At 63.5% G+C, this 21,371-nt stretch carries 23 protein-coding genes; 12 read left to right on the top strand and 11 right to left on the bottom strand.

The features are described 5' to 3' along the window. Positions 1-15 precede the first annotated feature (15 nt). Positions 16-1,137 (bottom strand): FlaD/FlaE family flagellar protein, encoded by a 1,122-nt coding sequence (locus tag LDH74_RS14250; protein WP_226039376.1) that lies wholly within the window; start codon positions 1,135-1,137, stop codon positions 16-18. A 417-nt stretch (positions 1,138-1,554) separates the two neighbouring features. Here LDH74_RS14250 and LDH74_RS14245 point away from each other — a divergent pair, with 417 nt between their 5' ends. The 5 genes from LDH74_RS14245 (at position 1,555) to LDH74_RS14225 (ending at position 4,784) form a co-directional block, all read left to right on the top strand. Beyond that, a complete protein-coding gene (locus LDH74_RS14245; protein WP_226039375.1) occupies positions 1,555-2,175 on the top strand; it encodes an archaellin/type IV pilin N-terminal domain-containing protein in 621 nt (206 codons plus the stop codon). A gap of 3 nt (positions 2,176-2,178) precedes the next feature. Then, complete coding sequence (locus tag LDH74_RS14240) at positions 2,179-2,832, top strand: archaellin/type IV pilin N-terminal domain-containing protein (protein WP_226039374.1); 654 nt, start codon at positions 2,179-2,181, stop codon at positions 2,830-2,832. 25 nt (positions 2,833-2,857) lie between these two features. Continuing rightward, a complete protein-coding gene (locus LDH74_RS14235; protein ID WP_226039373.1) occupies positions 2,858-3,307 on the top strand; it encodes a hypothetical protein in 450 nt (149 codons plus the stop codon). A gap of 255 nt (positions 3,308-3,562) precedes the next feature. Further along, positions 3,563-3,997 (top strand): DUF5807 family protein, encoded by a 435-nt coding sequence (locus LDH74_RS14230; RefSeq protein WP_226039372.1) that lies wholly within the window; start codon positions 3,563-3,565, stop codon positions 3,995-3,997. 91 nt (positions 3,998-4,088) lie between these two features. Continuing rightward, the gene (locus LDH74_RS14225) at positions 4,089-4,784 is read left to right on the top strand and encodes a hypothetical protein (RefSeq protein WP_226039371.1); all 696 of its coding nucleotides are present in this window, start codon (positions 4,089-4,091) and stop codon (positions 4,782-4,784) included. A gap of 400 nt (positions 4,785-5,184) precedes the next feature. Here LDH74_RS14225 and LDH74_RS14220 read toward each other — a convergent pair whose 3' ends face one another. Together LDH74_RS14220 and LDH74_RS14215 are read right to left on the bottom strand one after the other, a co-directional pair. Then, positions 5,185-6,468 (bottom strand): phosphohydrolase, encoded by a 1,284-nt coding sequence (locus tag LDH74_RS14220; protein WP_226039370.1) that lies wholly within the window; start codon positions 6,466-6,468, stop codon positions 5,185-5,187. 77 nt (positions 6,469-6,545) lie between these two features. Next, the gene (locus tag LDH74_RS14215) at positions 6,546-7,019 is read right to left on the bottom strand and encodes a universal stress protein (protein ID WP_226039369.1); all 474 of its coding nucleotides are present in this window, start codon (positions 7,017-7,019) and stop codon (positions 6,546-6,548) included. A 205-nt stretch (positions 7,020-7,224) separates the two neighbouring features. Here LDH74_RS14215 and LDH74_RS14210 point away from each other — a divergent pair, with 205 nt between their 5' ends. Further along, positions 7,225-7,683 carry a universal stress protein gene (locus tag LDH74_RS14210; RefSeq protein ID WP_226039368.1) on the top strand — a complete coding sequence of 153 codons (459 nt, stop codon included), beginning with the start codon at positions 7,225-7,227 and terminating at the stop codon, positions 7,681-7,683. A gap of 130 nt (positions 7,684-7,813) precedes the next feature. Here the strand turns inward: LDH74_RS14210 and LDH74_RS14205 are convergent, their stop codons facing one another. Together LDH74_RS14205 and LDH74_RS14200 are read right to left on the bottom strand one after the other, a co-directional pair. After that, on the bottom strand, positions 7,814-8,389 hold the full coding sequence (locus tag LDH74_RS14205) for a GNAT family N-acetyltransferase (protein ID WP_226039367.1): 576 nt from the start codon (positions 8,387-8,389) through the stop codon (positions 7,814-7,816). 2 nt (positions 8,390-8,391) lie between these two features. Further along, complete coding sequence (locus LDH74_RS14200; RefSeq protein ID WP_226039366.1) at positions 8,392-8,763, bottom strand: universal stress protein; 372 nt, start codon at positions 8,761-8,763, stop codon at positions 8,392-8,394. 145 nt (positions 8,764-8,908) lie between these two features. Here LDH74_RS14200 and LDH74_RS14195 point away from each other — a divergent pair, with 145 nt between their 5' ends. After that, positions 8,909-10,333 (top strand): ATP-binding protein, encoded by a 1,425-nt coding sequence (locus LDH74_RS14195; protein WP_226039365.1) that lies wholly within the window; start codon positions 8,909-8,911, stop codon positions 10,331-10,333. A 471-nt stretch (positions 10,334-10,804) separates the two neighbouring features. Here LDH74_RS14195 and LDH74_RS14190 read toward each other — a convergent pair whose 3' ends face one another. After that, entirely contained in the window at positions 10,805-11,221 is a 417-nt protein-coding gene (locus tag LDH74_RS14190; protein ID WP_226039364.1) for a universal stress protein, read from the bottom strand. A gap of 112 nt (positions 11,222-11,333) precedes the next feature. Next, entirely contained in the window at positions 11,334-11,483 is a 150-nt protein-coding gene (locus LDH74_RS14185) for a hypothetical protein (RefSeq protein ID WP_226039363.1), read from the bottom strand. Between the two features lie 196 nt (positions 11,484-11,679). On the opposite strand from LDH74_RS14185, the gene LDH74_RS14180 reads away from it, so the two are divergent. Further along, positions 11,680-11,919 carry a hypothetical protein gene (locus LDH74_RS14180; protein WP_226039362.1) on the top strand — a complete coding sequence of 80 codons (240 nt, stop codon included), beginning with the start codon at positions 11,680-11,682 and terminating at the stop codon, positions 11,917-11,919. A 42-nt stretch (positions 11,920-11,961) separates the two neighbouring features. On the opposite strand, the gene LDH74_RS14175 is transcribed toward LDH74_RS14180, so the two are convergent. After that, positions 11,962-12,750: a hypothetical protein gene (locus LDH74_RS14175; protein WP_226039361.1), complete on the bottom strand. Its 789-nt coding sequence runs from the start codon at positions 12,748-12,750 to the stop codon at positions 11,962-11,964. 280 nt (positions 12,751-13,030) lie between these two features. On the opposite strand from LDH74_RS14175, the gene LDH74_RS14170 reads away from it, so the two are divergent. Beyond that, the gene (locus LDH74_RS14170) at positions 13,031-14,155 is read left to right on the top strand and encodes an aminotransferase class V-fold PLP-dependent enzyme (RefSeq protein WP_226039360.1); all 1,125 of its coding nucleotides are present in this window, start codon (positions 13,031-13,033) and stop codon (positions 14,153-14,155) included. 17 nt (positions 14,156-14,172) lie between these two features. On the opposite strand, the gene LDH74_RS14165 is transcribed toward LDH74_RS14170, so the two are convergent. Together LDH74_RS14165 and LDH74_RS14160 are read right to left on the bottom strand one after the other, a co-directional pair. Beyond that, on the bottom strand, positions 14,173-15,102 hold the full coding sequence (locus LDH74_RS14165) for a ribonucleotide reductase (protein WP_226039359.1): 930 nt from the start codon (positions 15,100-15,102) through the stop codon (positions 14,173-14,175). A 117-nt stretch (positions 15,103-15,219) separates the two neighbouring features. Next, positions 15,220-15,723 (bottom strand): hypothetical protein, encoded by a 504-nt coding sequence (locus LDH74_RS14160; RefSeq protein ID WP_226039358.1) that lies wholly within the window; start codon positions 15,721-15,723, stop codon positions 15,220-15,222. Positions 15,724-16,222: 499 nt separating this feature from the next. Between LDH74_RS14160 and LDH74_RS14155 the strand changes: the two genes are divergently transcribed. Further along, positions 16,223-16,834 carry a DUF1326 domain-containing protein gene (locus LDH74_RS14155; protein WP_226039357.1) on the top strand — a complete coding sequence of 204 codons (612 nt, stop codon included), beginning with the start codon at positions 16,223-16,225 and terminating at the stop codon, positions 16,832-16,834. A gap of 32 nt (positions 16,835-16,866) precedes the next feature. Next, positions 16,867-17,664, top strand: a complete 798-nt coding sequence (locus LDH74_RS14150; RefSeq protein WP_345778528.1) for a DUF2182 domain-containing protein — start codon at positions 16,867-16,869, stop codon at positions 17,662-17,664. Positions 17,665-17,890: 226 nt separating this feature from the next. Here the strand turns inward: LDH74_RS14150 and LDH74_RS14145 are convergent, their stop codons facing one another. Then, a complete protein-coding gene (locus LDH74_RS14145) occupies positions 17,891-18,124 on the bottom strand; it encodes a hypothetical protein (RefSeq protein ID WP_226039355.1) in 234 nt (77 codons plus the stop codon). Between the two features lie 240 nt (positions 18,125-18,364). Here LDH74_RS14145 and uvrA point away from each other — a divergent pair, with 240 nt between their 5' ends. After that, positions 18,365-21,328, top strand: coding sequence for an excinuclease ABC subunit UvrA (gene uvrA, locus LDH74_RS14140; RefSeq protein ID WP_226039354.1), 2,964 nt, complete (start codon positions 18,365-18,367; stop codon positions 21,326-21,328). Positions 21,329-21,371 lie beyond the last annotated feature (43 nt).

Below are 21,371 nucleotides of genomic sequence, written 5' to 3'. Positions count from 1 at the left end.
TGCCCCGGCGCATGGCTACTGCCCCCGTCCGGTATCCGGGCCGACTTCCCGTTTCGTCTCGTGGATCTCCTGGAGCTTCATGATGTACGTGTAGCTATCGGCGTGATCCTCGGCGGTCAGTTCCTCCGGCGTCATCTCCGGGTCGACGTGAATGTCGAGGTCGGGGCCGCTCAACATCGCCTCGAGGTGGTCTTTGACCTCGTCGTCGATCCAGCCGATCTCGGCGTAGTACGAAATCGCACGCAGCGTCGCCGCCGGCCCGGCCGTCCGGACCAGTTCGGTCAGCCACTCGAGGACGATGATATCCGTCGCGTACGTGTCCGCGAGCGACTCGAGGGTGACGTCCGAGTCGTCGTCGACTGCCCCATCCGCGTCCGCCCCGTCGGCGTCCGCACCCAGTTCCGAATCAGGCTCGTCGACGCTCTCGGTCGCCTGTACTTCGACCCGCGTATCGTCGTCGCCCTCGTCCTCGTCGAACGTGATCGTCTCACCGCCGGTCTCGTCGGCACCATCGGACTGGGCCGCCGCCGCATCCTCGATGACTCCCTTGAGGTCGTCGAAGGAGACCGTTTCCTCGCGCCCCGACGAGTCCATTTCGGCCCGGAGTCCGGCCATCGAATCGCTTCCGCCGTCGGTCGTCGCCTCGTCCTCGCCGAAGACGCCGAACCCCTTTCGCTCCTCGCCAGCGCCGGTAAACGGGTTCACGTCGTCGGTCAACATATCGTACACGCCGAGCAGTTGACGAACCGTCTCGTTCATCTCCTCGACCTGGTCCGCAACCTGTTGCTGGGAGTCCTGGACCGTCCCCAGCGTCGACTCCTTGTTCTCGAGTTCCTCCTCGAGTTCCTCGATCCGATAGAAGAGGTCGTCGAGATCCTCGTCGTCGCCGCTCGAGCCCTTCCCGCGACCGAACAGTCCGCCGCCGCGTTTCTCGCCGCCGTCGGACTCGCTCGGTTCCTCGTCGTCCGTTGATTCCGCGTCGGAATCGCCTCCCGCTTGCGCGGTCGCCCCTCCAGCGTCGTCGGTGTCGCCGTCACGCTGTTGGCGTTGTTGCTCGCGCTCGCGTCCCCGACGGCCGCCGCTGTCGCTGAGGAAGTCTTCGATGAGGCTCCGCAGGGAGGCGAGTCCGAAATCCATCTTAGCTCCGCGAGCCCGTCACTCGGCTCGTTACCTGCCGGCGGAAGCGGTCTTCTCCGTCGGACGATACGGTCATACTACTCCCCAGTAGCGAGGGCGGTCCTAAAGGTGTACGCTCGAGTTCGTCCCGCGTTTCGAGTCGTGAGTCGAGTTTCGATACGTCGACTGAAGTGATACAGAGCTTGATAGTCTATCTATTCGTTGTCTTCGCCGGGGTACATCCCCAGAATCTGTGATGCCAACGACCTCGTCACACGTCTGCCTTCGACGGGACACCGATTGTGTTCCGTCGTCAGTCTCGCGGTGGGAGCGACGGGCTCGGCCCGTCGAGCTGGCAGATGGTGTCCGCGCGGACGGCTCGTGTCGCGATGACGATGACACGATGCGGACGAGGACGGCACGCAGGGTGTACACATAATGTTCGAAGCAATAACAGACTACGATAACGACGACCGCGGTCAGGTCGGGATCGGGACGCTCATCGTGTTTATCGCGATGGTCCTGGTCGCGGCGATTGCAGCAGGAGTACTGATTAACACGGCTGGTGTTTTGCAGAGTCAGGCGTCCAATACTGGCTCCGAGACCCAGCAGGAGGTCGCAAACCAGATCGACGTGGTTCACGCAGTCGGTAACGTTTCGGCTAACGATGCTGTCGATCACTTGAATCTGACTATCAAGAAGTCGGCAGGATCCGATGCGATCGACATCACCTCGATGACGGTTCAGTACACGAGTGACGACACCGATGTTGCACTAACGTACAACCAGACAGATACGACTGCAAGCGAGAAAGTATTAGATTCAGCGGATGCTGGGAATTTCACCACGTCCAAAATCAATGGCTACGACGACGAGTCGTTGACCAATACTGAACATCGTATCAGACTCACCATCGATACAGCTGATATCGAAGGCGGTGACGGGCTTGACGGTGGAGACAGCGCAACACTCAAACTCATCGACCAGTCCGGTGCGCAATACACCTACGGTGTGAGTATTCCGAACACCTTTGGAGATAAAGAAGTGGTGGAGGTCTAATCGATGTTCGAACGACTTCAGGTCGACGATGACACTCGCGGTCAGGTTGGTATCGGTACGCTAATTGTCTTCATCGCTATGGTTCTCGTCGCAGCGATCGCAGCAGGGGTGCTGATTAACACGGCTGGTGTTTTGCAAAGTCAGGCATCTGACACTGGCTCCGAGACTCAACAGGAGGTCGCGAATCAGATCGATGTCATTCACGCTGTTGGTGCTGTGTATGAAGGCGCCTCAGGCGAAGACGCACTTAATAACTCCTACGTCGATACAGTTAATATGACAATCAAGAAGTCTGCTGGATCTGAAGCAATCGATCTTACATCGATGACCGTCCAGTACACGAGTAATAAGGAGGACGTCTCACTCACGTACGATGACGGCAGTGTTTCGGGCGCTAACGCTGAAAACTTCACCACACATTCAATCACTGATAGCTCTAATGAATCGCTTACCAACACTGAAGAGCGAGTCAAGCTAGAAATCGACACTGGCGCGATTGAAGATAACGTGGAAGATAGTAGTGGTACTGGTCAACCTGTTGGACTTCCCGCTGGTGAGAGTGTGACGATCAAACTCATCGACCAGTCCGGTGCGCAGTACACCTACGGTGTGAGTTTACCGAACACATTCGGTGACAAGAGCATCGTCGAGGTCTAATCACCTCACTTACGACTGATATACAATGACCTCCGATCCGCTCGAGCAAGACGACGGCGTTCTCTCCCCCGACGAGCTACAGTTAGACGACGATCACGTCGACGAGTTGGGCGAGAACCGCTATCTCGTTCGATCGGAGGGGTCCGGTTCGAACCGCGCGGCGATGTCGGCGGCCAGCGAGGTCGCGGACGCACTACCGGCGGGCGACGGGCCCGCAGGGGACGCTCGCAGCGAGCGCGACGATCACGATCGCACACACGCACGCGATCACACACTCGCCGACGCGCCCGAACCGCACGGGGTCGACATCACGCTGAAAACTGACGGGGTGGTCGCACACTACAGCGCGGCGTCACACGACGTCCGCGATGTGTTCGTGGACCTACTGACATGGTATGCCGGCCAGCTCGACGACGACATGTCGCCCAGCGAGGCGCTGCAGGTCATGCTGGCCGCGTCAGATCTCGAGGTCTGAGACCTTCGAGGCCACTGAAACGACGCGTCCCGGACGCGGCCGTCGCAACCGGGCGCATCGTTTCAGCGGCTTCGATCGCCCGTCGAATCACTCGCGAACGACAGGTCGCGAGTCCGCTGTCAGGGAGTACCGCGGCGGTACATTTTTATCCGGATCAATACCCCCAGTGACGACTGGAGCCCCGGTCGACGCCCTCGAGCCCGGCCGGAAATCCGAATACCTCCCTTTTTCCACCTCGAGCGTGAATCCGACACCATGAGTGACCAACGCGAGGCGTTTCTGGCGGGCGAGCGACTCGAGGACGTGGCGCTGTTCCTGGCAGAGTCCTACGTGTCGGACGAGCGCCTCGAGGAGTTCGGCGAGCGCGTCGACGACGGGACGCTGATCGTGATCGACGGCGAGCGCGGGCGGAACGCCTTTCAGGCGGCGACCGGCACCGGAGCGATGGAGTTCGCCAAGTCCGCGATGAGCACCGAGGGGGAGATCGACGACGATCTGACGGGTGGGCACTGCCCCGACGAAGCGGGTGACGAGGAGCACGAGATTCAGTTCGTCTTCGCGTTCGCCGAGGCGCAAAACGAGGAGGTCGGCGGCATCTACGCGGATGGGGACGTCGTCCACGCCTACGCCCAGTGTACGTGCGGGACGGCGTTCTCGGATCGATGGAACGTGGGCGAGACGGACGGCTAGCGACGTCGGAGGGCGAACCGCAGACGTGGCAGACGCGGATAGTCAGTAGTAGGCCGCAGTCTTTTGCGGCTCAGCGGCGTAGTGAGACGTAATGAGCTCGACCGAAACCCCGTACGAGACCGGCCGCGGGTTCGGTCTCTCGAGTCGCGAAGCGCGCGTGATCGGCGGTGCGAGCGCCCTGATGGCGATCAACGTGGCGTTGATGTACGTCCTCGTGGTGACGCCGCTCGCGAGCGTCAACGACTACCTGTTCTCGTTTCCGATCATCGGCGCGCTCGCCTACGGCGCGGCCATCATGGCCGGACAGGTAGTCGCCGAGCGTGGCGTCACGGGCGGAGACATGGGAATCGCGTTCGTCGGGATGGTCATTCTGCAATTGGCCTTCGGGGTCTTCGGAGCCGGCGTGCTTCGCTTCGCGCCTCGAGAGTCCCAGCTAACGATCCTCGCCGTGACGGCGGTCGTCGTGGCGCTGTTGACGGCCGTCATCTCCGCCTACGTTTACGCGCGATCGAAGACGTTCGAGCACTGGGGATCGTACGCCAACTACGCGTTCATCGGCGGCATCGTCGCGATTCTGATCGGGACCTTCGTCGCGCCGGTGTTGCTCGTCGGCTTCGTCCTCATCTTCCTCGGCTTCCTGCTCCGCCTGGGCTGGGAGATCTGGAAGGTGCGCGACCAGCGCAGCGCGTCGGTCGCGCTTCAGACGATCGGCGTCTACATCGCCGTCGCCGGCGTCTTCGTTCACGTGTTGCAGCTGGTGATGCGGTACTTCGCATCGCGAGGGTGATTTTAATTGGTTTGCTCGAGCGTTCCTCTCGGTTCGCTCGAGCCGAGACCGATTCTGGACGGACCACCTCGAGAAACAGCGGGTAACTGACGCTCACTATCTTCTGTTTCTGAGCAGGATGCTCGGTAGTGAGTTCGATGAAAGAAGCGCCCTGCCACCGTGGCAACGGGGAATCACCACGCCCTCCCCAGCCGATTCGTTCGCTCGTTGTACTCGCTCACTCATCCCTCGCGCAATATCGTCGGCCGCCCTCGCTACTACTCGGTCGGCCGACAGCGCGCGCCACCGCACGCCGGTTGACCAGTCCGAAGTGAGACATAGATTGGCTCTATTGACCGTTCACTGACGGTCGTGAATTCCGTGATAGAGTCAAAAACGATTCGACGGATCCTCGAGCCGATCAGTCCTCGCTCGCGTCCGTGTCCGCGTCGCCGTCGGCATCCTCGTCCGCTTCCGCGACGACGTCTCGGAACGCGTCGAGGATGACGCGTTTCGTCACGGCCCCGCGGGTCGTCCAGTGGTTCGCGTAGTCCAGCATGTCGTCGTAGATGTCGGGTTTGCAGCCCGCGGCCTTGGGGTGGCCGCCGCCGTTGACCTTCCCCGCGACCTCGTGGCACAGTTCGAACTCGTCGGTGCCCCGAATGGAGGCCGAGCCGGCTGGTTTGACGATCACCGAGGCGTCGGCTCCCTGCTCGCGCATCGCTTCGGCGACCTCGTTTTGCGAACAGCGGCCGTAGGTAATGCCGACCGTGTAGCCGCCGATCTCGCGAAGCTCCGCGCGGCCGACCGCCTGTTCGATGAGCGCCTCCTTCTCGACGCGGCGCTCGGCGATGTAGTCGGTGACCCACTCGGGCAGGTCGACGCCGTACTCGCGGACGACCTCGACGTACTCCGCGGGATCGGTCCAGTAGGCGTAGTCGGCGAGGTCGTCGCTGCGCGTGTCCTCGCGCAGCCAGAGGTCGTGATCCCGGGTGACGGCCGCGAGTTCCTCGTACATCGGATCGAACTCGTACTCGAGCGAGCGGTAGACCACGTCGGCGCTACACTCCTCGTCGGAGTCGCCGACCACGAGGTCGACGCCGGCGTCTCGGACCGCCTGCGCCACGTCGTCGCCCCACTGGTGGTGGTCGTACCACGCGACGCTATCGGCGGTCTCGAGTGCCGCGGCGAGCTCCGTCTCGACGTACTCGTACCGGTCCGGCGCCAGGTCGCAGACGAAGATATCGATCCCCTCGTCGCCGTACTCCGCGACGCGAGCCAGCGCGTCCTCGACGTTGTGGGGGCTCGCGGGGATGAGCGCGACTTCGTGGGGCGTCGGTTCGGGCTCCTCGAGCGGCTCCTCGGCGTCGGCGGCCTCGATGACGACGTTCTGTTCGTCGGCGTCGTCTGTCGCGTCGGCGACCGGCTCCGGCCGGTTCCCGTCGTCATCATCTTCGGCCGCATCCTCGTCGGGCTCGGGCACGTTCTGTACGTCGTCGTAGGCCTCTCGGATGAGCGCGACGCAGGCAAGCCCGTCGGCGTCCGGGTCCGCGATGACCGCGACCTCGGCTCCCTCGAGGGCGGCTGCGGTCTGCTGGTCCTCGAGGTCCTCCTCGAGCGTATCAGGCAGGAAGAAACCGGTTCCCGGCAGCACCGATTTCCGGGCGAGCGACAGATCGCCGCTCTGAATGAGTTCGTCGTACATGGTACGTGCTGCGTGACCGGCGGGGAAGTAACCGCCGATGTCGCGAGATGGCGGGCCAGCGACCGCCGTCGCTCGGATCAGGCGTCTGCGGCTACTTCCTCGCCGTCGGCGTCGGCACCGTCGTCCGTCGGCTCGAGTTGGCGCACCGTCAACACGGGGACGGGCGAGGTCCGGACGATCCGCTCGGCGACGCTGCCGAGCAGGAGGCGGTTCTCGCCGTGACGACCGCGGGTCCCGGTCGCGACCACGTCGGCGTCGACCTCGCGGGCGTACTCGCAGATCTCGATGGCGGGACGCCCTTCGCGGATCTCGGTCGTCACTGCTCCCTCGGCTCGCTCCTCGACCGTAGCGATCGCGGCGTCGGCGGTCGTCTCGAGGGCGGTGCGGAGCTCGTCCCGGAGCTGCTGGGGCGAGGCGTCGACCTCGCTGGCGTCGACCACCGAGAGGGCGTGAACGTCGGCCCCGAAGCGGTCCGCGAGATCGAGCGCGACGTCGACGGCTCGTTTCACGCTCTCGGAGCCGTCGGTGGCGACCACGACCGTGTCGAACATATCAATGAATTGCGCTCGCGCTCGCTTAAACGTCCCTGTTCGGGCAGCGAGTTCGTCCGAGCGAGGTGAATCGACCCGCACTGTTTCCGTGCGTCCCAAACCCGATGGATCGGGGAGCGTTCGGTGGGACCTGGGTATCTTTCGAGCGGATCGAAGCGGCATTCGGTGGGGTGGCTTTTTTGTGACGGAACACCCACTGCCGCGTATGGACGCCAGCGAGCTGTTTACCGTCGATACCGTTCTCGCCCCGGTCGACGGCAGCGACGAGTCTGCCACCGCCGTCGAGTACGCCATCGCCGTCGCCGATCGCTACGATGCCACCGTGCACGCGCTGTTCGTTCTCGGACGGGGCGTCGTTCGGGGATTAGACGTCGGCACGGTCGACGAGACCGACATCGCGGAGAATACGCAGGGGTTCTTCGACGACATCGGCGACATCGCCGAGGACGCTGGTGTTCCGATCACCACGTCCGTCGACGACGGCTTCTCGCAGACGCGGAAGACGCGCCACCCCGGCAACGTCGTCCTCGACACCGCCGACGACATCGATGCCGACTTCATCGTGCTCCCGCGCGAACCGGTGACCAGAGCCGAGGCGGAAGTCCTCGAGAAGGCGGCCGAATACGTCCTCTCCTACGCGAGCCAGCCGGTTCTCTCGGTGTAGCCGGACGGCTCGGCGATCGAGCGGGCCGCGGACGGATCCCTGTACCGGGTTCCCGACGCAACTGCGATCGTCTTGCGGGCGCGCCGAAGCCGACTGACGGTAGTCCGTCTCAGTCTGACAGCGATTCGTTTCAGTCCGCTCCCTCGAGCAGGATTGCCATCTCCTGTTCGAAGCTCTCGGTCCCGGTCGCTTCGAAACCGACCCGTTCGTAGAGGGCGATCGCCGGATTGTTCCAGCGTTCGACGGTCAGCCAGACGCGACTGATCCCGATGTCGCTGGCGTGACCCAGCAGGTTCTCGAGCAAGAGCGTGCCGATGCCGGCCCGCTGGTAGGCCTGCAGGACGAATATCGCCAGCTCCCACTCGATTCCCCCCTTCTGCTCGATCGCCGCCGGGTCGTCGGAGTCGGGGACGAGCATCGCGTGGCCGATCGCGTCGCCGTCGTGGCGGGCGACGACGTTAACGCTGTCATCGCCGATCGTCTCGAGCCAGCTGCGGATGCGATCCTCGCCGGTCGGCGGAATCCCCTGGGCTCGATCGGAGGGATCGAACTCGACGTACATGTCGACGACGTCGCCGAGCGCCTCGGCCGCGAACTCGGCCGGTGCGCGGACCTCGATCGACCGACCCTCGCGGTCCTCGACGGTCGTCGGCGGCGAGGGGAACGGACCGGACGGTTCGTCCGGATACTGTCGCGTTCCGACCATGGTTATCGCACCAGCTTGACCGTCGTCGGGGCGTTCAATAGGACGAACTCCGTGATCGGGCCGAGCTGGATCTTCCCCATCGGGCTCAGGGTACCGCCGCCGATGACCAGCTGATCGAACTCGCCCTGTTCGGCGTAATTGACGAGCGCGCTCCCTGGATCTCCCTCGAGTTTCTCGACTGTGATCTCGTCGAGCCCGACGTCCTTGAGGCGGTCGACGGCCATCTGGTACGTCTCGTCTTGCGAGCGTTTCGACTCGGGCTTGTCGACGATGACGACGGTGAGGTCGTCGCCGACATCCTGGGTTCGCTCGATGGTCCGCCGGAGCGTCTTCACCGACTCGTCGCTGCCGCCGAGACCCAGCAACACGTTCATACGGGTGACTGTGAGCCGATACACGAAAACGGTTGTGCTGATTTCCGGGTTCGAAACGCGGCCGCGGGACGTTTCGGGTGGAACTGTTTCGCATACGTTGCGCGTGACGACGCTGTTAAGAACGTGTAGTGAGTACGTTCACGGAATGAGTGATGCGGCGCTCGATGTCGTGGAGTTTCTGCTCACGACGAGCGTGTATTCGGACGACCGGACGCTAGACGAGAACGATCTCCCCCCGTCGTTTCGCCGTGTTTACTGGACCGGCGGCGTCGACGACGAGAGCGAGAGTGACGACGGGAGCGGGGGAAGCACCCGGAAACCGGCCGGAATCAGTCGCCCGCTGTCGGTGACGACCAGCACGGCTCGCGAGGCGACCGGCGTCGGTCAGCCGTGGGACGCCGTCGCCGATCTGATGTTCACCGAACGCGACGAGTTCTCCGGGACGATCACCCTCGCCCAGCGGGACATGGCCGAGGAGTGGTTCGTCGAACGCGTCGACGACGAGCGCCTGCTCGAGAACCCGACGCTGGCGAAACACTTCGCGGAGCACGAGACGTACGACGTCGACGTCACCCACGAGGTAGCTCGCGATCAAAACCGGCCGATTCAGGCCGATCGAGTCTGGATCGACGGGCTCCTCGACGAGTACTTCAACGAGGACGACGACGAGGAGATGCTCGACCTCGTGGAAGTCCGCGCCCCCGAGGAGGTCGAGATCACGCTCGACGACCTCGTCCTCACCCAGGATCAGGAGAACGAACTCGACAAGATCTCGAAGGCGATCGAACACCGAGACTACCTCGCGGATATCGGCCTGCGCGAGATCGGCAAACTGCTGTTCGTCGGCCCGCCGGGGACCGGGAAGACCTCGACGGCGCAGGCGCTGGCCCGGGACATGGACCTCCCCTTCGTCGAGGTCAAGCTCTCGATGATCACCTCGCAGTATCTCGGCGAGACGGCCAAGAACGTCGACAAGACCTTCGAGGTCGCCAAACGGCTCTCGCCGTGTATCCTCTTCATCGACGAGTTCGACTTCGTCGCCAAGACCCGGCGCAGCGACGAACACGCCGCGCTCAAACGCGCCGTCAACACGCTCCTCAAGAGCATCGATAACATCTCGCTCATCGATGACGACGTCCTGCTCATCGGGGCGACTAATCACCCCGACCAGTTAGACGACGCCGCCTGGCGGCGCTTCGACGAGATTATCAATTTCCCGAAGCCCGACTCCGGCATGCGGGCGGACATCCTCGGTCTCATTACTCGAACGATGGACATCGACGAGTTCGATCCCCACCTCATCGCAGAGGTGACCGAGGGGCTGACCGGAAGCGACCTCCGAATGGTGCTCCGAGAGGCCGTCCTCGAGGCGCTGACCGAGGACCGCACGACGCTGACGCAGGAAGACCTCCTCGACGCCGTCGAGGAGTTCGAAGAGCGCGACACCCTGAAGAACATGGACATGATGGACGGCGACCACGACGCGCTCGTCGCCGGCGGGGACCTCGACGCGGCCAGTGACGGCGGTGAGCCGAGCAACCACTCGCACGACCACGATCACGATCACTGACGATCGATTCGAACCGGGTCCGGTTCGATATTCCCCGTTTTGCTCCGGTAGTAGCGCTATTGGCGCGTTCTAACGTGAGTTCCCGTACCAATCGTTCAGTAGTGGGGGAACTACGTTTCACTCCGGGCCGGCCAACCCACGTGCGGTGGCGCGCGCTGTCGGCGAGGCGCGACTAGTGCGAGACCGGAGGTCTCGCAGACCATTCGCGCGGCGTCGCCGCGCGAAGACGACGGGAGCGCCTCGAAAGCGAATAGCGCGGGACCGGAGGTCCCGCGAACCATCCGAACGGGCAGAGCGCGGCGCTACGCGCCGCGACCGTCGAGGCGGTTTCACCGCCTCGCAGCGCCCGTGAGGAGAAATCGGCTGGGGAGGGCGTGGCGATTCCCTGTTGCCACGATAGTAGGACGCTTCGTTTCACTTGTTCTCACTAGCCCACTGTTCCATTCACTGCGAATTGAACGACCCCAACTCTCATCGAACGATCGTCACGGGCACGGGAGCCTGCCGAGCGACCCGTTCCGCGACGCTGCCGAGCAGGACCCTCGAGAAGCCGGTCCGACCGTGGCTGCCGACGATGATCAGGTCGATCGCGTTCTCCGTCGCGTAGTCGACGATGGCGTCCGCCGGCTGCCCGACGCCGACCGCCGTGTCGATCGAACGGCCGTGCTCGGCCGCGCGAGCGTCGGCGTCCGCGAGCAGTTCCTCCGCCTCCTCGCGCTGGCGCTCGAGCAGCGTCTCCGGTCCGAGGTGTGCGACCTCACCGTAGCCGCTGTCCGTGGGGTCGACGGCGTGGATGACCGTGATCTCGTCGTCGGTGTGTTCCGTACATGCGAACTCGAGTGCCGCCCACCCCGGCTCCGAGTCCTCGAGGGCGACTAGCAGGTGCATACTTCGTCGTACGTGGACGGCCTACTTGAGTGTCATCATCACTCACACGCCGTGGACGGCCGTTCATCGGCCGGTCGCATCGAAAAACGGGGTGGCAACGCGACTCGTTGCCTCACTCCGAATAGCCCTCCTGCAGGAAGGTGCCCTCGGTCTCGTACATCGACACCAGTTCCTCGATGAGTTCCTCGGGTGATTGGCCCTCCTCGCAGTGGTTGTCGAGTCGTTCCGAGAGGTCGTCGCTGATCTCGAGTGTCTGTGTCATGGGTAGTGGGAGTACGATGAGTCCGCGTCGGTCGGCGTATCGACGGCCGGCGTCAACTACTCCGGAGGCGCAGTGATAGCTTTCTCTGGCGGGCATACGCAAGTGGTATTAGTAGCCCGATCGAGCCGCCGGCTCGATCACCGAACCGGCACGGGACGGCCGTTCACTTACCCGGCCGGTCCTCGTAGCGACGGATATGACAGCACCACTGACTGACGATGATGTCGGAAAGACCGTCGTCGACGTCGAGGGCAAGGAACTGGGAATCGTCGCCAAAGTCGACGGGAACAGGGCCGCCGTCGATCCCGACCCCAGCGTGGCGGAACAGGTACTCGCGTCGGTCGGCTGGGAAGGCGAGGACGACGAGGACTACGTCGTCACCGAGGACATGCTCGAGCGGGTCGACAACGAGGTCGTCCTGCGCGGCGAACTGTAGGTCGTCCGCCTCGATCGACGGGTCGAACCCGGACGGGGGTGCCTACTCCGCGGAGCGGTCGTCGAACGACTGCTCGCGCCAGGTCGTCCAGTCGTAGAGCCGCTCGAGTTCGCCGCCCTGCTGGCGGATGGCGACGGCGGTGTCGAAGAGGAAGGCGGCGACCAGCGTCGTTCCGACGATCCACGCGGCGTCGGCGAGCGCGCCGTAGCCGTTCAGATAGCTCGTCACGAGGTCGACGAAGACGACCGCGGCGACGCAGACGATCGCCGGCAGCAGGTGTCGGGTCAGTGCGGCGAACGTCGTCCCCTCGTGGACGCTAACGGCGCGAACGCCGTAGAGCACCGCCCACGCGGAGGTGACGATCCAGCCCGCGGCGACGACCAGCCGCGTCGAAGAACTCTCGACGAGGAAGGTTCCCCACCAGGCGGCGACGAAGCCGGCGATGACGGCGGAGTCCGCCCACGCGGGTAACAGCCGAGTGCGATCGCCCGCGGCGGGCTGATCGTGGTACACGGCGCGGATCGCCAGCGCCAGAAAGAGGATGAAAAAGAGGACCGCGCCGTCGACGAACCGGCGGATCAACGCGGGCTCGAGCAGTATCGAGGCGACGCCGGCGACGGCGTAGACGATCGCCGCCCCGATCCCGATCGTGAGATACCACTGTTCGGCGCGCGCCTCGACCGCGAGGACCTCTCGGACGTAGACGATCGCGTAGTACAGGAGTATCACCGCGGCGATACCGATCGCGATATACGCGAACAGTCGGCCGATCGCGACCGTCGTCGCCGGATCGCCGGCATCGAACGTGATCGATGAACTCGGGGTAAGCATGAATGCGTGTACCTGCCCACCGAACCGGTATAAGGATACCCTCGGTTACCGCCGTTCGGGAAGCCACGGGGAGGCTGGTGTGTCGCCTCGAGCGGCGGACTCACGAACGACTTGGAGCGTCCTCGAGCGAGAGACGGTCTTCCAGACGGAAGCGGGAACGAAAGAAAAGTGGAGTCTCGTCAGTGGGGCCGCTCCCGGTCACGGATCCTCGTCGTAGACTTCGGGGTTTTCCTCGAGAGCGACCGGCAGAACGAACCCGACGCCGATCCACAGTCGACCTATGGAACCGACCGATCTGCGCGAGACGATGCCGGCCCTCGAGTCGTCCGTCTACTGCAACTGGGGTGCCGGCGGGCCGAGCCCCCGTCGAGTCGTCGAGGCGGCCGAATCGGCGCTCGAGAACCACGAGTACGAGGCCCCCGCGGCGGAAGGGATGTATCCCGCAGCGTTCGCGGTCTACGACGAGGCGCGAGCGGCCGTCGCCAACCTGCTCGGTGCCGAGCCGAGCGAAATCGCGCTCACCCAGAGCACGACCGACGGGATCAACCGCGTCGCGGGCGCGCTGAACTGGAACGAGAACGACGTCGTCGTCCGAACCGACCTCGAGCACTCCGCGGGGATCCTGCCGTGGCAGCGCCTCGAGCGCGAGCACGGCGTCGAGGTTCGCGTGCTCGAGACGGAGGGCGGACGGCTCGCCGGCGGCCTCGAGTCGGTGACGGCAGCGGCCGAAGACGCGACGCTGTTCTGCGTGAGCTCGCTCACCTGGACCCACGGGACGCAGTTACCGATCGAAGCGATCGTCGACATCGCTCACGACGCCGGCGCGCTGGTGGTGGTCGACGCCGTCCAGTCGCCCGGGCAGGTTCCGGTCGACGTCCGCGAGTGGGGTGCCGACTTCGTCGTCGCGGCGGGCCACAAGTGGCTGCTCGGCCCCTTTGGTGCCGGTTTTCTGTTCGTCCGCGACGGCATCGAGCGGGAGCTCGTCCCCGCGGCGATCGGCTACCGGAGCGTCGAGGATGCGAACGCGACCGACTATCGGTACGCGGCGGGAGCGCGGCGCTTCGAGGTCGGCACTGCGAGCCCCGCACCGTACGCCGGACTGACGGAGGCGATCACGGTCTTGACGGAGATCGGACTCGAAACGATCCAACGGCGAATCGAACGCCTCACCGATCGACTCAAAGCGGGCGTTCCGAACGACCGACTACTGAGTCCCCGCTCCTACGAGTCCGGACTGGTGACGATCGCCGTCGACGACCCCGAGCGGACCGTCGAGCGACTCGCCGACCGAGAACTCGTCGTCAGGTCCCTCCCGAAACCGGACGCGATTCGCGCGTCCATCCACGCGTTCAACAGCCGAGCCGACGTGGATGCGCTGCTCGAGGCGCTCGAGGCCGAGTTCTGACGGTCGTCGGGTCTGCTTCAGTCGGCGGCCCGGCGCTGCTCGAGGACGGCTCGAACGTCGCCGTACTGTCCGAATCGGTCGGCACCGATGTAGTCGATCGTGTCCTGCAGGTACTGGGTAACCCGTTTGCCGATCTTGCGCTGGTCGTAGCCCTCGAACGGCTGTTCGTCGTAGAGCGGGTCTCCAAGCAATCGATTTTCGACGTACTCCTCGATGCGCGGCTCGTAGACGTCCGCGACGATGTCGGGTTCTGTCTCGGCCAATCGCTTCATGACCCAGCGCCCGTTCTCGATGTGTCGGGTCTCGTCCTGGCGGACCTTGCCGATGGCCGTCTGGAACGATTCGAGGACGACGTCACGCCCCATTTCCTCGGCTTTCAGTTCGATCATCTGGTCGAAGCTGAGGTAGCCGCCGCGGGCGAGTTGCGCCTCGACGATGCCCATGTAGTTCAGGTAGGCCTCGCCGAGCGCGTAGACGAGTTCGGTGCGATCGCCGCCGTTGACCGCCGCCAGCAGGTCGTCCGCGGTGTCGTAGAGATCGTCCGTGCTGTACCCCTGCTCCTGATAGCCGCCCTCGCGGTACGGCGCCGTCTCCTGCGTGTCGAAGACCTCCTCGAAGTAGCGGCTGAAGAAGTCGGTGTGTTTGGCTTCCTCGTAGACCTGCTGGGCCAGGAACATCTCCTCCTGAACGGTGTTGAAGGACATCTCGTCGTTCGGCAGCGCGTCCAGCGCCATCATGTACGGCGCGAGCGTTCGCGTGACGTCCTCTTCGCCGTCGTAAAATCCCGAGCACGTCGCGAGAAATCGATGCTGTTCGGACTCGGAGAATCGGTTCCAGTCGGCCCGGTCCCCCTCGAGGTCGTAGTCGTCGGGGTCCCACGTCCCCTCCCGTTTGCCCTTTCGATAGAGTTCGTAGGACTTCTCGCGCTCGCTGTAGTCGATTGGCATGTGTTGACACCACATTACAACGACAGATGAACGTTCGGATGGGTATCACGTGTGACCAGTCACGAACGAGCGGTAGCACGGCGATCGATCCGTTCCGTGTCCGTGCGATCGAGCCGACTATTCGGTCTCCGAATCGGCCGACGAAGCCGCTGCTTCGACCATCGTCTCCCGCTCGTCGAAGTACGCCGGCGCGTCGGCGTCGGCCTCGAATTCGACGATACTGGTCAGGGCTTCCTGCCCGTCCGCCGCCTCGGAAGGGAGCGTTTCCGCCAGTTCGGTGTAGTCGGCGGCCAGCTCCTGGAACGCCTGCATTCGAGCCTGTTTGGCCTCGACGAGGAGCTGCTTCTCCTCGAGTTTCTCCTGTAACTCCTCGATCGCCGCGACGTCGACCTCGTTCGTGACCGGGACGTCCGCCGTCGACGGCGTTTCGGTCGCGGGTACCTCGTCCGGCAAGGCCTCGAGCCGCGATCGGATTTCGGCCATCTCGCGGTCGATCTCATCGAGCAGTTTGTCGGCCTCTTCGCCCATCGTCTCGACGCGTCCCGAGAGCAGGCCGGCCTGGGTCCGGCAGTACTCGACGAACTCGTCGACCGCGAGTGCGTCCCCGGCGTCGTCGCTCATGGGCTCCCTTGGGGCTGCCGGCCGAAGTCACTTTGGTCCGGGTACTGACTCCCGGACTCGAGGTCGGGCCGCGCCGATTACGGGTCGGGCGGCGGACAGTCGATTCGGTATCACGAGAGTCGAGACGCAAAGCGGATAATTCGGAGATGAGTGCCAACGTTGCTCTTCGCTAGCTATCACTTGACGGCGAGTTTGTACTCGGAACGGACCGATTCGGTCGGTAAAGGCGAACCAGTTCCCAGATCGGCTATTGACTTCTCTGACATCTATCAACAGTCGTCTGCTGGATACAGGGCGCGAATGCAGCACGGTCTCTCTTCCATCATTGGGTGGGCCGAATCGCTCACTACGGGACGACGAGATAACGTGCGCGGCTGTTTACTACTAAGATGCATTTACAGGTGAATAGGAAGGTCACCCCAACGGTTTCATCAGGTGGTATCTTTTCACTAGATAGCTTTATCGTGGTGCTTGCTGGCGTATCGCACGGTGTTCATCAATGGCACAAGAATGGACCATCGAGGGAGACTACGTTGAAGCCTGCAACTGCGATGTTGCATGCCAGTGCGTATGGATGGAATCACCGGACGATGACGTCTGTACCGTCTCACTGGCGTGGCATATCGAGGAGGGAAGCTACGGCGATGTCGACCTAAGTGGGGTAGATGTCGGCATGCTCATTTCGACCGATGAGGGGGTCATGTTCGCTCCCGAGACGGAGTGGGACATCGTGTTACTCATCGACGAGACAGCCAACGACGATCAGCGTGAGGCACTCGAGGACATCTACTCCGGGCGCGCCGGTGGCATCTGGGCGCCCGTCGCTGACACACACGTCCGATCCGCCGACGTGACAACCGTTCCGATCAGCTTCTCGCGGGACGGGGCGGACTTCTCCGTTGAGATCGGGGATGCCATCGAAATGGACGCGAGCGGTGCGGTCGGGTTCAACGAGGAAGTCGGTACGATCTCACCCCACCCACTGACGAAGAGTACGGAGGTACAGACCGGGAAGTCAACCACGGCCACGGTCTCCTACGATGACCAGTTCACGTGGGACGTCTCCGGAAACAACGCCTACCTCGGCGACTTCGAATTGGCGAACTCCTGAGGGCGGTCGGACAGCGATATAGTCAAACGATCATGGGGACTCATGACTCATTCCGGGATCGAATCACCCACCGGCGCATCCCGATTGTCGTGCTCATTACCTACGCAATCGCGCTGCTCGCGTGGGCAGCAGTCATTGGTCGCTGGCTCCCGATGCCTGGCGGACAGATGGGTATGCAAATGCACATGTCCGACCCGGGAGCACCGGAGGCGATGGCGCTCTCGAACGGGGTGACTGGTATCAGCCTGTACCTGCTCATGTGGGGGGTGATGATGGTCGCCATGATGTACCCGTCGTCGGTCCCGCTCTTTCGGCTATACGCCGAGACGCTTGAGGGGACGACGGCCGCAGGCAAAGCAACGCGAGTCGGGGCGTTTATCGGGACGTACGCACTCGTTTGGACGTTAACAGGAGTTGTCCCGCTTGTTGTCAATGCGCTGGTGCCGATCGTCACTCTTGCGAACGCCCACGGCGGGCTCTTGGTGGGTGGGTCGTTGCTACTCTTATCGGGGTACCAGCTCTCACCCTACAAATACCGATGTCTGCGGTATTGTCGGTCACCGCTCGGTTTCCTTCTGGGCCACTACCGGCCGGGTGTGCGTGGTGCCGTCCGGATGAGCTGGCAGTTCAGCGTCTTCTGTGTCGGGTGTTGTTGGGCGCTGTTCGCATTTATGGTGATCGTGGGTTCGATGAATATCGTCTGGATGGCACTCATCGCGGTTGTGCTCTCGCTCGAACGGACGGTTGCGTGGGGTGAGCGACTGGCACGTGGGGTCGGTACTCTTGCTGGTATTAGCGGCAGTGTCGTTATCGTGGTCTCACTGATCTAGAACAGCTTTTCGGGTTTGATACGCATGCACACGTAGCCATCGTTCAGTACAGGGGAAGGAGTTACCGCGACGAGCATCTGCGAACGAAGTGAGCAGTTTGCTACGAGAAACCTACGGTTTCTCGAACCACGAGGAATCCCGAGGCGGAAAAAGGTACTTCTGCATCTGTAGCGAACGAACTATTGATCGAAAATAACTGAAAAAAGGTTTCAACGGAACCGGAACGCTATCTCTTGTGCGTGAAGATGACCGCCTGATCGTCCGCCGATCCCACGCACAAATCCAGCTGTTTCGAGAGGTTGAGGCTCGTCGGGTTTTCCTTGCAAACGATGAGGTCGTCGAACTGGGAGCCACAGGCCGGGCAGGAGATCGCCACCGTGTTCTGATAGCTCTTGATCGCCTGGTTTTCCTCACGAAGCGTTACCGAGGCCACGAGTTCGTCGAAGTCGACGTCGTCCATACGTCCCCTTCTGGCTCAGTGTTCATAAAAATAGGAGAGAAGCGGGACCCGGTTCCCGTTACGTATCGCATGCTGATTGCGATCGATTGACGATGATTCCGAAACGGCCGAACACGTCTTGCCAATTAGTAGCACGGCATTGGGCTTTCAGACTCGTTAAGGCCTTCCGGCTACTGACTCAGATACAATGAATCTGGAACCGTATCGACAGGACAGACAGTCCCTCTCTGCGATCGAACGATGAGCAAGGACACCATCGAAGTACGCGGTGCGGAGGAGCACAACCTCAAGGACATCGATGTCTCGATCCCGCGCGAGGCCTTTACCGTCGTCACCGGTCTCTCGGGCTCGGGCAAGTCCTCGCTCGCGTTCCAGACGGTCTACGCCGAAGGGCAGCGCCGATACATCGAGAGCCTCTCGGCCTACGCTCGAAATTTCCTCGGCCAGATGGACAAGCCCCAGGTCGAGACTGTCGAGGGCCTCTCGCCGGCCATCTCGATCGATCAGAAGAACGCCGCGAACAACCCCCGTTCCACGGTGGGAACGGTCACGGAACTCCACGACTACCTGCGACTGCTCTACGCCCGCGTCGGCACGCCCCACTGTCCCGACTGCGGTCGCGAAGTCGGCGAGCAGTCGGCCCAGAACATGGTCGAGCGCATCCTCGAGCTCCCCGAGGGAACCAGGGTCAAACTCGCGGCGCCGGTGGTTCGCGACCAGAAGGGAGCCTTCGAGGACCTCTTCGAGGAACTCGTCTCGGAGGGGTACGCCCGCGTCGAGATCGACGGCGAGGAGTACGACCTCACGACGGACGACCCCGACCTCGACGAGAACTTCGATCACACCGTCGACGTGATCGTCGACCGCGTGAAGGTCAGCGCCGAGGGCCGGCCGCGGATCATCGACAGCGTCGAGACGGCGCTCGATGAGGCCGAGGGCGTCCTGAAGGTGATCCTGCCGGACGCGTCCGCGGAAGTCGCCGCGGATCTCGGCGAAGAGGCCCGCCGGACCGGCGCGCTCGGCGAGGAAACCGAGGAGAACGACCGCTTCGTCGTCGAGTTCTCGAAAGATCTCGCCTGCACGCACTGCGGGATCGACATTCCCGAGATCGAGACCCGTTCGTTCTCCTTCAACTCGCCCCACGGTGCCTGTCCCGAGTGCGAGGGCTTAGGCGAGACCAAGGAGATCGACGAGGACCTCGTCCTGCAGGACGAGTCCAAGCCGCTCAAGCACGTTTTCGAGCCCTGGAGCTACAACCGGTCGTACTACCAGACCCGCCTCGACGCCGTCGCGGAGCACTTCGGCCTCTCGCTGTCGACGCCGTTCGAGGACCTCGAGACGGATATCCAGCAGGCGTTCCTCTACGGTACCGACGACGAGGTGCTGTTCAAGCGTCGTACCAAGAACGGCACCCGCCGGAAGAAAAAGCGCTTCGAGGGCGTCATCCCCAACCTCGAGCGGCGCTACCTCGAGACCGACTCCGACTCGACGCGGGAGCACATCGAGGACTACATGTCGGCAACGGCGTGTCCGGCCTGTGACGGCACTCGGCTGAAGCCCGCGAGTCGCGCCGTGCTGGTCGACGACAGTTCGATCACCGAGATCAACGCGATGAGCATCGGCGACGCCCGCGAGCACTTCGAGTCGATGGAAGCCGACCTCACCGAGCGCGAGAAGGTGATCGCCGAGGAGATCCTCAAAGAGATCCGGGCGCGGCTCGGATTCATGTGCGAGGTCGGCCTCGACTACATCACGCTCGACCGCGAGGCCTCGACGCTTTCCGGCGGTGAGAGCCAGCGCATCCGGCTGGCCACGCAGATCGGCTCCGGTCTCGTCGGGGTCCTCTACGTGCTCGACGAGCCCTCGATCGGGCTCCACCAGCGGGACAACGACCGGCTGCTGGACACCCTAGAAGAACTGCGCGACCTCGGCAACACCCTGCTCGTGGTCGAACACGACGAGGAGACGATGCGGCGGGCGGACGCCGTCATCGATATGGGTCCCGGCCCCGGCAAGCGCGGCGGCGAGGTCGTCGCCAACGGGTCCGTCGACGAAGTCAAAGCGACCGAGGGATCGATCACCGGCGACTACCTCTCCGGTCGCAAGCAGATCCCGGTCCCGGACGAGCGCCGGGATCCCGACGGTGCGCTGACGATCCGCGGCGCGCGCCAGCACAACCTCAAGGATCTCGACGTGGACATCCCGATCGGGTGCTTTACCGCCATTACGGGCGTTTCGGGCTCCGGAAAGTCCACCCTGATGCACGACGTGTTCTACAAGGGGCTCGCTCGCCAGATGAACGACAACACGAGCGTGATTCCCGGCGACCACGACGCCCTCGAGGGGCTCGAGGAGATCGAAACCGTGCGCCTGATCGATCAGTCACCGATCGGCCGCACGCCCCGTTCCAATCCCGCGACGTACACCGGCGTCTTCGACTACGTCCGGGAGCTGTTCGCCTCGACGTCGCTCTCGAAACAGCGGGGCTACGAGAAGGGGCGCTTCTCCTTCAACGTCAAGGGCGGCCGCTGCGAGGAGTGTGGCGGGCAAGGAACGGTGAAAATCGAGATGAACTTCCTGAGTGACGTCTACGTCCCCTGCGAGGAGTGTGACGGCGCGCGCTACAACGACGCCACGCTCGACGTCACCTACAAGGGGAAGACCATCGCCGACGTCCTCGAGATGGAAGTCGAGGAGGCCGCCGACTTCTTCGAGTCCAACTCCCAGATCCGCCGGCGACTCGAACTGCTGCAGGACGTCGGCCTCGGCTACATGACGCTCGGTCAGCCGTCCACCACCCTCTCGGGCGGCGAGGCCCAGCGGGTCAAGCTCGCCGAAGAGTTAGGGAAGAAGGACTCGGGCGAAACCCTGTACCTGCTGGACGAGCCGACGACCGGCCTCCACTCGGCGGACGAGCGCAAACTCATCGACGTGCTCCACCGGCTGACCGACAACGGCAACACCGTCGCCGTCATCGAGCACGAACTCGACCTCGTCAAAAACGCCGATCACGTCATCGACCTCGGCCCCGAGGGCGGTGAGAACGGCGGCGAAATCGTCGCGACCGGGACGCCGGAGGACGTGGCTCGCCTCGAGGACTCCCACACCGGTCGCTACCTGCGGGACCTGCTGCCGAAAGTGGACCTCGACGGTCCGCGCGGCGAGCGCGTCGAACCCGTGAGCGCGCCGATGGACGACGACTGATCGGCGGGCCGAATCGCGTCTCGCGTCGACGGCGAAAACCGTC

Source organism: Natrinema sp. DC36, from assembly GCF_020405225.1.
Classification (GTDB): Archaea; Halobacteriota; Halobacteria; order Halobacteriales; family Natrialbaceae; genus Natrinema.
Note: the sequence above shows the minus strand (reverse complement) of the source record. Positions and strands in the feature narration are given on the sequence as shown.

Coding starts and splice junctions, on each gene's coding strand:
- LDH74_RS14250 (WP_226039376.1), bottom strand. CDS start 1,137: ATGGATTTCGGACTCGCCTCCCTGCGGAGCCTCATCGAAGACTTCCTC.
- LDH74_RS14245 (WP_226039375.1), top strand. CDS start 1,555: ATGTTCGAAGCAATAACAGACTACGATAACGACGACCGCGGTCAGGTC.
- LDH74_RS14240 (WP_226039374.1), top strand. CDS start 2,179: ATGTTCGAACGACTTCAGGTCGACGATGACACTCGCGGTCAGGTTGGT.
- LDH74_RS14235 (WP_226039373.1), top strand. CDS start 2,858: ATGACCTCCGATCCGCTCGAGCAAGACGACGGCGTTCTCTCCCCCGAC.
- LDH74_RS14230 (WP_226039372.1), top strand. CDS start 3,563: ATGAGTGACCAACGCGAGGCGTTTCTGGCGGGCGAGCGACTCGAGGAC.
- LDH74_RS14225 (WP_226039371.1), top strand. CDS start 4,089: ATGAGCTCGACCGAAACCCCGTACGAGACCGGCCGCGGGTTCGGTCTC.
- LDH74_RS14220 (WP_226039370.1), bottom strand. CDS start 6,468: ATGTACGACGAACTCATTCAGAGCGGCGATCTGTCGCTCGCCCGGAAA.
- LDH74_RS14215 (WP_226039369.1), bottom strand. CDS start 7,019: ATGTTCGACACGGTCGTGGTCGCCACCGACGGCTCCGAGAGCGTGAAA.
- LDH74_RS14210 (WP_226039368.1), top strand. CDS start 7,225: ATGGACGCCAGCGAGCTGTTTACCGTCGATACCGTTCTCGCCCCGGTC.
- LDH74_RS14205 (WP_226039367.1), bottom strand. CDS start 8,389: ATGGTCGGAACGCGACAGTATCCGGACGAACCGTCCGGTCCGTTCCCC.
- LDH74_RS14200 (WP_226039366.1), bottom strand. CDS start 8,763: ATGAACGTGTTGCTGGGTCTCGGCGGCAGCGACGAGTCGGTGAAGACG.
- LDH74_RS14195 (WP_226039365.1), top strand. CDS start 8,909: ATGAGTGATGCGGCGCTCGATGTCGTGGAGTTTCTGCTCACGACGAGC.
- LDH74_RS14190 (WP_226039364.1), bottom strand. CDS start 11,221: ATGCACCTGCTAGTCGCCCTCGAGGACTCGGAGCCGGGGTGGGCGGCA.
- LDH74_RS14185 (WP_226039363.1), bottom strand. CDS start 11,483: ATGACACAGACACTCGAGATCAGCGACGACCTCTCGGAACGACTCGAC.
- LDH74_RS14180 (WP_226039362.1), top strand. CDS start 11,680: ATGACAGCACCACTGACTGACGATGATGTCGGAAAGACCGTCGTCGAC.
- LDH74_RS14175 (WP_226039361.1), bottom strand. CDS start 12,750: ATGCTTACCCCGAGTTCATCGATCACGTTCGATGCCGGCGATCCGGCG.
- LDH74_RS14170 (WP_226039360.1), top strand. CDS start 13,031: ATGGAACCGACCGATCTGCGCGAGACGATGCCGGCCCTCGAGTCGTCC.
- LDH74_RS14165 (WP_226039359.1), bottom strand. CDS start 15,102: ATGCCAATCGACTACAGCGAGCGCGAGAAGTCCTACGAACTCTATCGA.
- LDH74_RS14160 (WP_226039358.1), bottom strand. CDS start 15,723: ATGAGCGACGACGCCGGGGACGCACTCGCGGTCGACGAGTTCGTCGAG.
- LDH74_RS14155 (WP_226039357.1), top strand. CDS start 16,223: ATGGCACAAGAATGGACCATCGAGGGAGACTACGTTGAAGCCTGCAAC.
- LDH74_RS14150 (WP_345778528.1), top strand. CDS start 16,867: ATGGGGACTCATGACTCATTCCGGGATCGAATCACCCACCGGCGCATC.
- LDH74_RS14145 (WP_226039355.1), bottom strand. CDS start 18,124: ATGGACGACGTCGACTTCGACGAACTCGTGGCCTCGGTAACGCTTCGT.
- uvrA (WP_226039354.1), top strand. CDS start 18,365: ATGAGCAAGGACACCATCGAAGTACGCGGTGCGGAGGAGCACAACCTC.